Origin of the sequence: Streptomyces sp. NPDC060002, from assembly GCF_042737245.1 — a bacterium.
GTDB lineage: Bacteria > Actinomycetota > Actinomycetes > Streptomycetales > Streptomycetaceae > Streptomyces.
On sequence record NZ_JBHWUW010000109.1, the window covers coordinates 1 to 11,082 of the forward strand.

The window sequence follows — 11,082 nt, forward strand, 5'->3', positions numbered from 1 at the left end:
GGCCCCCGGCGCGCTCGCCGGGGGCCTCTTCCCATGTCACTTCGCGGGTGCCTACGCGGACCTCATCGCAGGTCAGCCGGCGTTCACGCCAGCTTCAGCGCCCCGGCCATCGCCGACAGCTGCTCGAAGGACCCCGTGCCCGCCACCACGGTGGTGGAACCCGCCGCGCCCTGGAGGACGAGCGCGTCGTAGCGGCCGCCGGTGTACCGGATCCAGGTACGGCCGCCGATCTGCTCGGTGACCTTGGTCGCCTTCGAGCCCTGGCTGGCCTCCTCGACGAACTCCGAGCGCTGCTGAGTGGACTGCTCGACCGCCACGTACTCCCCGTCGGGAGCGTGGAAACCGAGGTGCCAGGCGTCGAAGTCGTCGCCCTGGAAACGCACCGAGGTCGCCTTCCAGGTGTCGGGCAGGCCTTCGGGCGCGGCCACCGGGTAGGACGCCGCGCGGCGCGCCGTGAGGAGCTCGACGCGGTAGTCGACCCGCTGGACGTCGCGAGGGCGATCGTCGTGCGGGACGAAGAGGTATATGACCCACGCCGCGATCACGATCACCCCGAGGGAGAGGATCATGTCGCGGGCCGTCTTCTGCTTGCCGTTCGAACCTGCCACGCCCCCTATCGTCGCAGGTGCCCGATGCGCTCATCCGTGGGGTCCCCTGCTCATTTTGTCGGACTGACGATAGAGTCGGGTTCGAACCCTCATCCGGCCGTCGTCGTATCAGAAAGGTGCGCTCCGATGACCGAGCATCATCATTTGCCGTCCGAACTCGATGTCCCCTCCGAGGCCCCCGACCGCAACCTCGCCCTGGAACTCGTCCGCGTGACCGAAGCCGCCGCCATGGCCGCGGGCCGCTGGGTGGGACGCGGTGACAAGAACGGGGCCGACGGCGCCGCGGTGCGCGCCATGCGGACCCTCGTCTCCACCGTGTCGATGAACGGCGTGGTCGTCATCGGCGAGGGCGAGAAGGACGAGGCCCCGATGCTCTTCAACGGCGAGCGCGTCGGTGACGGGACCGGGCCCGAGGTCGACATCGCGGTCGACCCGATCGACGGCACCACGCTGACGGCGAAGGGCATGCCGAACGCGATCGCCGTCCTCGCGGCCACCGAGCGGGGCGCGATGTTCGACCCCTCCGCCGTGTTCTACATGGACAAGCTGGTCACCGGCCCCGAAGCCGCCGACTACGTCGACATCGACGCGCCCGTGGCCGTGAACATCCGGCGGGTGGCCAAGGCCAAGCGGGTCACGCCCGAGGACGTCACCGTCGTCATCCTGGACCGCCCGCGCCACGACGGCATCATCAAGGAGATCCGGGAGACCGGGGCGCGCATCAAGCTGATCTCCGACGGTGATGTCGCCGGCTCGATCCTGGCCCTGCGCGAGGGCACCGGCGTCGACCTGCTGCTCGGCGTCGGCGGCACCCCCGAGGGCATCATCTCGGCCTGCGCCGTGAAGTGCCTGGGCGGTGTCATCCAGGGCAAGCTGTGGCCCAAGGACGCCGAGGAGCGGCAGCGGGCGCTCGACGCCGGCCACGACCTCGACCGCGTCCTGACCACCGAGGACCTGGTGACCGGCGAGAACGTGTTCTTCGTCGCCACCGGCATCACCGACGGTGAGCTGCTGCGCGGGGTCAGGTACCGGTCGGAGACCGCGACCACCGACTCGATCGTGATGCGGTCGAAGTCCGGCACGGTCCGGCGGATCGACTCCGAGCATCGCCTGAGCAAGCTGCGGGCCTACAGCGCCGTGGACTTCGACCGGGCCAAGTAGCCGCCCACGGGGCCGGTGGTTCGGATCGTCGGCGAGTGCGGTCCGTTGTGGCTGTTCAAGCGGTTCCCCGCGCCCCTACCAGCAAAGAAGCAGGGCGCCCCCGGTGCGGAGGGGGCGCCCCTCGCTGCTCCGGGGGTGGCTAGCCCGCCTGCGCTATGCGGCCCGACGACTGTGCGGCCTTCTTCAGTTCCACGTCGCGGCGGCGGCGCCGGGCGAGGGCCACCCGGCGTTCGGCGGCGGTGAGGCCGCCCCAGACGCCGTAGGGCTCCGGCTGGAGGAGCGCGTGTTCGCGGCACTCCACCATGACGGGACAGCGCGCGCAGACCCGTTTCGCGGCTTCCTCGCGGGAGAGCCGGGCGGCCGTGGGCTCCTTGGAGGGGGCGAAGAACAGGCCTGCCTCGTCGCGTCGGCACACCGCCTCGGTATGCCAGGGGGCGTCTTGATCCCTGTCGCGCGCTGGTACCCGCTGGGCCGGAACAGCGGCGACCTGCACGGGCGAATGCGGCGGTTGCAGCACGGGTCTACTCCTGACGACGGCTTCGCGAGCGAGAGACGATGCAGCAAGGCCTACCCGCTGTGCGCGTGCCTATGCACTGAGTTCCCGACCGCCGCGCCCCCGGGCGGACATCCGGCCGCCCCCGGCCGCTCGGGCGGTGAAGTTCACGGCCCGGCCGCCCCGGCCGCCCGGCGGTGACGTTCACGGCCGTCAATGACCCAGGTGTTTGCGGAAACTCCTGTCGACCTTGTGCTGAACCCGATCGAGAATGTCCGCGACGAGCTTGCCCCGCTTCGGCCGGCCCTCGATGTTGCCCAGCACCGCCCAGCCGTCCACGTAGACCACCGGGGCGTCGGGCTGGGGCGAATCGAGCGAGTCCACCTCGAAGTTGCCCAGCACCGCGCCGCCGGTTCCGCGCAGCGAGACGTTCTCCGGGACGCGCACCTCGACGTTGCCGAAGACCGAGATCGCCTTGATCACGACCTGCTGGTATTCGAAGAGCGCCTCGGTGAGGTCGATCTCGACGGTGCCGAAGACCGCGTAGACGTGGATCCGGCGGCCGGCGCGCCAACGGCCCCTGCGGACGGCGCTGCTGAAGACCGCGACCACGTTGTCGTCGGGGTCAGCGGGGATCGCGCCCGCGGTCGGCCGGCTGGGGGCGGAGGAGGGGGCCGCGCGCCGCTCGTGCGCGGCGGGCAGGTCCCGGACGAAGACCTCCAGCTCGCCGACCGTCTTGGCGCCCAGGACGCCCTCGACGCGCTCCGCGTGCTCCTCGGCGGTCAGCCTGCCCTCCGCGAGGGCCTCGCGGAGGATGTCGGCGATACGGTCACGGTCGGCGTCCGAGGCGCGCAACTCCGCGGCCGGCGCGGGGGCGGCGCTCTGCTTGTGAAGGTCCACGAGAGCAGCGTACCGAAACACGATAGATCGCGATAGCCCCACCTCGGAACGGGCGGGCGCCGAACTGAGCCTTACCTCACAAGCCCGCCACCGACGGCAGGTTCTACGCTGGTGAGCGCCCGCCGATGGAGGCGGGCCCGCTGTCTGTCGAGTGAGGAATGGGCGAGATGCCTGAGTTCGCATACACCGATCTGCTTCCCATGGGAGAGGACACCACCCCCTACCGGCTGGTGACCGCCGAGGGTGTCTCCACCTTCGAGGCCGACGGGCGGACGTTCCTCAAGGTGGAGCCGGAGGCGCTGCGCAAGCTCGCCGAGGAGGCCGTCCACGACATCCAGCACTACCTGCGCCCGGCCCACCTGGCGCAGCTGCGCCGCATCATCGACGACCCGGAGGCCTCCGGCAACGACAAGTTCGTCGCGCTGGACCTGCTGAAGAACGCGAACATCGCGGCCGCCGGCGTGCTCCCCATGTGCCAGGACACCGGCACGGCGATCGTCATGGGCAAGCGCGGACAGAACGTGCTCACCGAGGGTGGCGACGAGGCGGCCCTGAGCCGCGGCATCTACGACGCCTACCTGAACCTCAACCTGCGCTACTCGCAGATGGCCCCGCTGACCATGTGGGACGAGAAGAACACCGGCTCCAACCTGCCGGCCCAGATCGAGCTGTACGCGGCAGACGGCGGCGCCTACAAGTTCCTGTTCATGGCCAAGGGCGGCGGCTCGGCCAACAAGAGCTTCCTCTACCAGGAGACGAAGGCCGTCCTGAACGAGGCCTCCATGATGAAGTTCCTGGAGGAGAAGATCCGTTCGCTCGGTACGGCCGCCTGCCCGCCGTACCACCTGGCGATCGTCGTCGGCGGCACGTCGGCCGAGTACGCGCTGAAGACCGCGAAGTACGCCTCCGCTCACTACCTGGACGAGATCCCGGCCGAGGGTTCGCCGCTCGGGCACGGCTTCCGGGACAAGGAGCTCGAGGAGAAGGTCTTCGAGCTGACCCAGAAGATCGGCATCGGCGCGCAGTTCGGCGGCAAGTACTTCTGCCACGACGTACGGGTCGTCCGCCTTCCCCGGCACGGCGCGTCCCTCCCCGTCGCCATCGCCGTCTCCTGCTCCGCCGACCGGCAGGCCGTCGCGAAGATCACCGCCGAGGGCGTCTTCCTGGAGCAGCTCGAGACCGACCCGGCGCGCTTCCTGCCGGAGACCACGGACGAGCACCTCGACGAGTCCTCCGACGTCGTCAGGATCGACCTCAACCAGCCGATGGACGACATCCTCGCCGAGCTGACCAAGTACCCGGTCAAGACCCGGCTGTCCCTCACCGGCCCGCTGGTCGTGGCGCGCGACATCGCGCACGCCAAGATCAAGGAACGTCTCGACGCGGGCGAGGAGATGCCGCAGTACCTGAAGGACCACCCGGTGTACTACGCGGGCCCGGCCAAGACCCCCGAGGGCTACGCGTCCGGCTCCTTCGGCCCGACGACGGCCGGCCGCATGGACTCCTACGTCGAGCAGTTCCAGGCCGCCGGCGGCTCCAAGGTCATGCTCGCCAAGGGCAACCGCAGCAAGCAGGTCACGGACGCGTGCGGCACGCACGGCGGCTTCTACCTCGGCTCCATCGGCGGTCCGGCCGCCCGGCTCGCCCAGGACTGCATCAAGAAGGTCGAGGTCGTCGAGTACGAGGAGCTCGGCATGGAGGCCGTCTGGAAGATCGAGGTCGAGGACTTCCCCGCGTTCGTCGTCGTCGACGACAAGGGCAACGACTTCTTCCAAAACCCGGCCCCGGCACCGACGTTCACCACGATCCAGGTACGCTCCGGGGCGTGAGACGGCCGACGGCAACCCCCCGACGGACGGAGTCCGGCGCGGCTGCCCGAAGCCTGTGAGGCCCCCCGGGCCGAGCAGTGCGAGGGCGGCCATCGGGGACAGTGCCAAGGGCAACGACTTCTTCCAAAACCCGGCCCCGGCGCCGACGTTCACGTCGATTCCGGTGCGGGGGCCGGGTCTGGTGTGACGCGTGTGATCCTGTGACGGACGCCCGCCCCTGATTGACGCAGGGGCGGGCGTCGTTGTCAGGTCAGGGCCTGGTCAGCCGGCGCAGATGGTGAAGTTGACCGTGTCGCCCGGCTTGATGGTCTTCGGGGCGTGCGGGGTCACCTCGAGCACCGAGGTCGGCTTGCAGCCCTTGACGGCCTTCTTGGTGACAGTGCCGAGCTTCGTCTGCGTCTTTTCGAGCAGCGGCTTGGCCATGTCCAGGCTGTGGCCCGCGAGGGGGATCCGCGTGGTCGTACCGTCCTCGAAGAGGTAGAGCAGGGTGGTGGCGTCGTCGCTCGCGGTGGCCGTGCTGGTCGCCGCCGGGGTCGCCGACTTCCCCCCGCCCGCCACCGAGGTGGCCAGGGCCGTGCCCCCGCCGCCCAGGATGAGCGCGGCGGCGACGGCGGCGATGCCGACGGTCCGCCGGCGCCGGGTGCGGCGCTCGATGCGGGAGGCGTCGAAGTCGGGGGTCTCGGCGGAGTCCGCGAAACGGTTCATGGCGTTCATCAGTTCCTCTTCGAATGGTGTGCGGGCGGAAGGCCGCGCGTCGCCGTACGAGGTCATCGGATTCCTTCCGGGTGCCGCAGCGGTGAAGGGCCGGAGAGTGCGGGGAACTGACTTCTGAGCTTCTCGATGCCCCGGGCCAGCTGGGAGCGGACCGTACTCGGCGTGATGCCGAGATCGGCCGCGATCTCGGCGTCCGAGAGATCGTCGAAGTATCGCAGCACCACCACCGTCCGCATCCGCATGGGAAGTTGCTGCAACGCGCGCACCAACTGGTCCCTGCTGTCGACCTGCCCGTACTCGTCCCCCGGGGCGGCGGTGTCGCCGTCTTCCGGATGGGCGGTCGTGGTCAGGCGGCGGAATCTCCGCCAGCGGTCGTTGGCCAGGTTCACCATGATCCGCCGGACGTAGGCGTCCGGAGCGTCCTTCGCGGCGATGACGCGCCACTTGCGGCACGCCTTCTCCAAGGTCTCCTGGACCAGGTCCTCGGCCGCCTCACGGTTTCCCGTGAGGACGAACGCGCCCTTGAACAACGCGGCCGACCGGGCGGCCACGAATTCCTGGAAGTCCGTCTCCACACGCTCCTCCCTTCCTGTCACCCCTCCTCGACGTGAACGGCCCCCCGTCTGCTGCACGACCCCGACGAGACCTGGGTCACATGCCGGATGCCATCCGGACGGCCCAGCGCGCGGAACATCCGGGCCGCCCCGATCGCTGTACCGGACATGAGCGACTACCGGATCGAGCACGACTCCATGGGTGAGGTACGCGTCCCGGCGAACGCCAAGTGGCGGGCCCAGACACAGCGCGCCGTCGAGAACTTCCCCGTATCGGGACAGCGCATCGAGCGTGCGCACATCGAGGCGCTGGCCCGGATCAAGGGGGCCGCGGCGAAGGTGAACGCGCGGCTCGGGGTGGTCGACGAGGACATCGCCGACGCCATCCAGGAGGCAGCCGCGGAGGTCGCCGAGGGCCGGTGGGACGAACACTTCCCGGTGGACGTGTTCCAGACCGGGTCCGGGACCTCGTCCAACATGAACACCAACGAGGTGGTCGCCACCCTCGCCACCGAGCGCCTGGGCCGGGCCGTGCACCCCAACGACCACGTCAACGCCTCCCAGTCCTCCAACGACGTCTTCCCCTCCTCCCTGCACATCGCGGCCACCGGCGCCGTCATCCGCGATCTGATTCCCGCCCTGGAGCATCTGGCGGCAGCCCTGGAGCGCAAGTCCGCCGAGTTCGCCGACGTGGTGAAGGCGGGGCGGACGCATCTGATGGACGCCACGCCCGTGACGCTCGGCCAGGAGTTCGGCGGGTACGCCGCCCAGGTGCGGTACGGCGTGGAGCGGCTGAACGCCTCGCTCCCCCGGCTCGCCGAGCTGCCGCTGGGCGGTACCGCGGTCGGCACCGGCATCAACACGCCCCCCGGCTTCTCCGCCGCCGTCATCGAGGAGGTCGCCCGGGCCACCGGGCTGCCGCTGACCGAGGCGCGCGACCACTTCGAGGCGCAGGGCGCGCGGGACGGGGTCGTCGAGACCAGCGGGCAGCTGCGGACCATCGCCGTGGGCCTCACCAAGATCGCCAACGATCTGCGGTGGATGGCCTCGGGTCCGCGCACGGGCCTCGCCGAGATCAGCCTGCCCGACCTCCAGCCCGGCTCCTCGATCATGCCCGGCAAGGTCAACCCGGTGATCCCGGAGGCCGTGCTGATGGTCGCCGCGCAGGTCGTCGGGAACGACGCGACCGTGGCCACGGCGGGCGCGGCGGGCAACTTCGAGCTCAACGTCATGCTGCCGGTGATCGCCAAGAACGTGCTGGAGTCGATCCGGCTGCTCGCCAACGTGTCCCGGCTGCTGGCCGACCGGACCGTCGACGGGATCGTCGCGCACCGCGAGCGCGCCCGGGAGTACGCCGAGTCCTCGCCGTCGGTGGTCACCCCGCTGAACAAGTACATCGGGTACGAGGAGGCCGCGAAGGTGGCCAAGAAGGCGCTGGCGGAGCGGCGGACGATCCGGCAGGTGGTGCTGGACGGCGGGTACGTGGACCGCGGCGATCTGACGGTCGAGCAGCTCGACGAGGCCCTGGATGTCCTGCGGATGACACACCCGTGAACCCTCGTGTGCTTTCGCGCCACGGCGCGAGAACCGTGACGCGCGCCGCAGCGTCGTATGCCCATGGCACCTAATATCTGTGCATGGCAGACGGTGGAGCGGTGAGACGCGTGGGAACTGGTGGTGCGGCGGCCTTCTGGGAGCCCGGGAGCCGGATCCTGTGGCGCTACCGGGAGAACGGCGGGCCGAACTTCCACATCGCCCGCCCGGTCACCGTCGTGCGGGACGACGAGGAGCTGCTCGCCGTGTGGCTGGCCCCCGGCACGCAGTGCGTCAAGCCGGTGCTCGCGGACGGCACTCCGCCGCACCAAGAGCCGCTGCGCACCCGGTACACCAAGCCGCGTACCGTTGCCCGGGGCCACTGGCTCGGCACCGGGGTGCTCAAGGTGGCCCGGCCCGGCGAGCCGTGGTCGGTGTGGCTGTTCTGGGACCAGGGGTGGCAGTTCAAGAACTGGTACGTCAACCTGGAGACCCCGCTGGCCCGTTGGGACGGCGGGGTGGACTCCGAGGACCACTTCCTGGACATCTGCGTCTACCCGGACCGCAGTTGGGGTCTGCGCGACGAGGACGAGTTCGCGCAGGCCCAGCAGGACGGACTGATGGACCGGACGGTCGCCGAACAGGTGCGGGAGGCGGGCAGCAGGGCGGTGGAGGTGATCCGTGCGTGGGGGCCTCCGTTCAGCGAGGGCTGGCAGAACTGGCGCCCGGATCCGTCCTGGGCCGTACCGTTGCTGCCGGAGGACTGGGACCGTACGCCCGCGCACATGTCCACATGAGACCCTTGATGCGCCCCCGGGCGACAAACGTAGGATCGTCCTCCGCAAGGCACGCTGGCAGTAACTCCCGGAGCAGTCGCCGGGCCTGACCGAACGTCATCGAGGGGCGGCAGCACGTGAGCGAGGGGTACGAGGGCAACACCGGCGGAACGCTCGACTTCGGCCCCCGGGGCCGCGCGCGGCCCAGCGGTGACACAGGAACAACCTCTGACCACGCGGGAATTCCGTTCCGGGGGCACGTATTCCGGGTATCGGGTTTCCTGCGGGACCAACTGCGCGCGCGGCGCGCAGCCCCGGACGGACGGATTCGACACGCGTGACGGAGCAGCCCACCTCCTACGAACGCCCCCAGGGCGTCGACCCCACGGATCCCCGTGGGGCACTGCTGCATACCCAGGCGCCGGCGCCGGGCCCGTCCGCCTTACCGCCCGATGCCTCGGGTACGACGACACCGCGCGGCAAGGGCGGAAAGGGTGGCATGGGCGGCCAGGGAACCACGGGAACGGATGCGGCCGGTCCGGAGGCCGGTTCCGGCACCGAACACTCCCAGCCGTCGGCGTCCGACGAGGCGATGGGGGCGCCTCCCGCGCGGGCCAAGCCCAGCGTGGGGGACCACCGGCCGCGCCCCGCTCCCGAGTCCATCCCGGCCCAGCCGGGCGCCGACGCGCGCCCGGAGCGGGGTCCGGAAGGGCAGGACCGGCGCGCCGGAGGGACACTGACGCCCGGCCGGCCCACGCCGATGCGGCGGGACGGGGACCGGCTGCGCTTCGTGGGCGCCGCGACCCGGCGGATCGCCCGCGGCCTGGACCTCGACGAGATCGTGATGGGGCTGTGCCGGGCCACCGTGCCGACCTTCTCCGACGCGATCCTCGTCTATCTGCGCGACCCACTGCCCGTCGGCGACGAACGGCCCGCGGCGGACCGCATCATGCTGCGGCTGCGGCGCACCGACCGCATCCCGGAGGAACGGGACACCGAGACCGGCTTCGCGGCGCTCGCCCTGCCGCCCCCGGAACCGGGTGAGCTGACCGCCGAGCTGTCGGCCGCGGTCGCCGAGCTGTGCGAGGTACGGCCCGGCGGGGCGCTCGCGGAGGTGCTGCGCGGGGTGCGTCCGGTCTTCGCCGACCATCCGGCCGCACGCGCCGCGCTGCCCGAACTGCTGGGCGAGGACAGCACCTTGGCCATCCCGAGCGGTCAGCGGGCCGTCCTGGCCCCGCTGCGGGGCCGTCGCCGGGTGATCGGCGCCGCGGTGTTCCTGCGCCGCCCGGAACGCATCCCGTTCGAGAACGACGACTTGCTGGTGGCCGCCCAGCTCGCCACGCACAGCGCCCTGGGCATCGACAAGGCGGTGCTGTACGACCGTGAGGCGTACATCGCCGACGAGCTGCAGCGCACGATGCTGCCGGAGACGCTGCCGCGCCCCACGGGCGTACGGCTCGCCTCCCGGTACCTGCCCGCGGCCGAGACCGCGCGGGTCGGCGGCGACTGGTACGACGCCATCCCGCTGCCGGGCAGCCGGGTGGCGCTGGTGGTGGGCGACGTCATGGGGCACTCCATGACGTCGGCGGCCATCATGGGGCAGCTGCGGACGACGGCCCAGACCCTCGCCGGCCTCGACCTGCCCCCGCAGGAGGTCCTGCACCATCTCGACGAGCAGGCCCAGCGGCTGGGCACCGACCGCATGGCGACCTGCCTGTACGCGGTCTACGACCCGGTGTCGCACCGCATCACCATCGCCAACGCGGGCCATCCCCCGCCCATCCTGCTGCACCTGGGCGGCCGGGCCGAGGTGCTGCGGGTGCCGCCGGGCGCGCCGATCGGCGTGGGCGGGGTCGACTTCGAGGCGGTGGAGCTCGACGCCCCCGCCGGGGCGACGCTGCTGCTGTACACCGACGGTCTCGTCGAGTCCCGGCTGCGGGACGTGGCGACCGGCATAGAGCAGCTGCGGGAGAAGCTCGCCGCGACCGCCCAGCTGACCGGGCCCGATCATCCGCCGCCGCTCGAGGCCCTGTGCGACGAGGTGCTCGACATGCTCGGCCCGGGCGACCGGGACGACGACATCGCGCTGCTCGCCGCCCGGTTCGACGGGATCGCGCCGAGCGACGTGGCGTACTGGTTCCTCGAACCGGAGGACGCGGCTCCCGGCCGGGCCCGCCGGCTGGCCCGGCGGGCGCTGTCCCGCTGGGGGATGGAGGACATGACCGACTCCGTCGAGCTGCTGGTCAGTGAGGTCGTCACGAACGCCGTGCGGTACGCCTCGCGGCCGGTGACCCTGCGGTTGCTGCGGACCGATGTGCTGCGCTGCGAGGTCGGCGACGACGTGCCGCAGCTGCCTCGGCTGCGGCAGGCCCGGGCGACCGACGAGGGTGGCCGCGGCCTGTATCTGGTGAACCGGCTGGCCCGGCGGTGGGGGGCCACCCGGCTCAGCACCGGCAAGGTGGTCTGGTTCGAGTTGAACCGGAGCTGAGACAAGCGGCAGGAACAGCGGAGAGG

The 11,082-nt window shown here is 71.2% G+C and carries 10 protein-coding genes; 5 read left to right on the forward strand and 5 right to left on the reverse strand.

Features of this window, described 5'->3' with window-relative positions; translation table 11 throughout:
* Positions 1-83: 83 nt before the first annotated feature.
* Complete coding sequence (locus ACFWBD_RS40915; protein WP_385679132.1) at positions 84-608, reverse strand: DUF4245 domain-containing protein; 525 nt, start codon at positions 606-608, stop codon at positions 84-86.
* A 126-nt stretch (positions 609-734) separates the two neighbouring features.
* On the opposite strand from ACFWBD_RS40915, the gene glpX reads away from it, so the two are divergent.
* Complete coding sequence (glpX, locus tag ACFWBD_RS40920; protein WP_385679135.1) at positions 735-1,769, forward strand: class II fructose-bisphosphatase; 1,035 nt, start codon at positions 735-737, stop codon at positions 1,767-1,769.
* A 139-nt stretch (positions 1,770-1,908) separates the two neighbouring features.
* On the opposite strand, the gene ACFWBD_RS40925 is transcribed toward glpX, so the two are convergent.
* Positions 1,909-2,286 (reverse strand): WhiB family transcriptional regulator, encoded by a 378-nt coding sequence (locus ACFWBD_RS40925; RefSeq protein WP_385679138.1) that lies wholly within the window; start codon positions 2,284-2,286, stop codon positions 1,909-1,911.
* Positions 2,287-2,475: 189 nt separating this feature from the next.
* Positions 2,476-3,162, reverse strand: coding sequence for a DUF1707 domain-containing protein (locus tag ACFWBD_RS40930; protein WP_385679141.1), 687 nt, complete (start codon positions 3,160-3,162; stop codon positions 2,476-2,478).
* A 167-nt stretch (positions 3,163-3,329) separates the two neighbouring features.
* Here ACFWBD_RS40930 and ACFWBD_RS40935 point away from each other — a divergent pair, with 167 nt between their 5' ends.
* A complete protein-coding gene (locus ACFWBD_RS40935) occupies positions 3,330-4,991 on the forward strand; it encodes a fumarate hydratase (protein ID WP_385679145.1) in 1,662 nt (553 codons plus the stop codon).
* 261 nt (positions 4,992-5,252) lie between these two features.
* On the opposite strand, the gene ACFWBD_RS40940 is transcribed toward ACFWBD_RS40935, so the two are convergent.
* Positions 5,253-5,705 carry a hypothetical protein gene (locus ACFWBD_RS40940; RefSeq protein ID WP_385679149.1) on the reverse strand — a complete coding sequence of 151 codons (453 nt, stop codon included), beginning with the start codon at positions 5,703-5,705 and terminating at the stop codon, positions 5,253-5,255.
* Positions 5,706-5,758: 53 nt separating this feature from the next.
* Positions 5,759-6,280 carry a SigE family RNA polymerase sigma factor gene (locus ACFWBD_RS40945; protein WP_384124659.1) on the reverse strand — a complete coding sequence of 174 codons (522 nt, stop codon included), beginning with the start codon at positions 6,278-6,280 and terminating at the stop codon, positions 5,759-5,761.
* A 147-nt stretch (positions 6,281-6,427) separates the two neighbouring features.
* Between ACFWBD_RS40945 and ACFWBD_RS40950 the strand changes: the two genes are divergently transcribed.
* The 3 genes from ACFWBD_RS40950 (at position 6,428) to ACFWBD_RS40960 (ending at position 11,056) form a co-directional block, all read left to right on the forward strand.
* Positions 6,428-7,813 carry a class II fumarate hydratase gene (locus ACFWBD_RS40950; protein WP_385679153.1) on the forward strand — a complete coding sequence of 462 codons (1,386 nt, stop codon included), beginning with the start codon at positions 6,428-6,430 and terminating at the stop codon, positions 7,811-7,813.
* 83 nt (positions 7,814-7,896) lie between these two features.
* Positions 7,897-8,589: a DUF402 domain-containing protein gene (locus tag ACFWBD_RS40955; protein WP_385679156.1), complete on the forward strand. Its 693-nt coding sequence runs from the start codon at positions 7,897-7,899 to the stop codon at positions 8,587-8,589.
* 316 nt (positions 8,590-8,905) lie between these two features.
* On the forward strand, positions 8,906-11,056 hold the full coding sequence (locus tag ACFWBD_RS40960; RefSeq protein ID WP_385679159.1) for a SpoIIE family protein phosphatase: 2,151 nt from the start codon (positions 8,906-8,908) through the stop codon (positions 11,054-11,056).
* Positions 11,057-11,082: the final 26 nt, after the last annotated feature.

Bases quoted from the DNA above. Each gene is read 5' to 3' on its own strand.
- ACFWBD_RS40955 (WP_385679156.1), top strand. From the start codon at position 7,897: ATGGCAGACGGTGGAGCGGTGAGACGCGTGGGAACTGGTGGTGCGGCG.
- ACFWBD_RS40940 (WP_385679149.1), bottom strand. From the start codon at position 5,705: ATGAACGCCATGAACCGTTTCGCGGACTCCGCCGAGACCCCCGACTTC.
- ACFWBD_RS40935 (WP_385679145.1), top strand. From the start codon at position 3,330: ATGCCTGAGTTCGCATACACCGATCTGCTTCCCATGGGAGAGGACACC.
- glpX (WP_385679135.1), top strand. From the start codon at position 735: ATGACCGAGCATCATCATTTGCCGTCCGAACTCGATGTCCCCTCCGAG.
- ACFWBD_RS40950 (WP_385679153.1), top strand. From the start codon at position 6,428: ATGAGCGACTACCGGATCGAGCACGACTCCATGGGTGAGGTACGCGTC.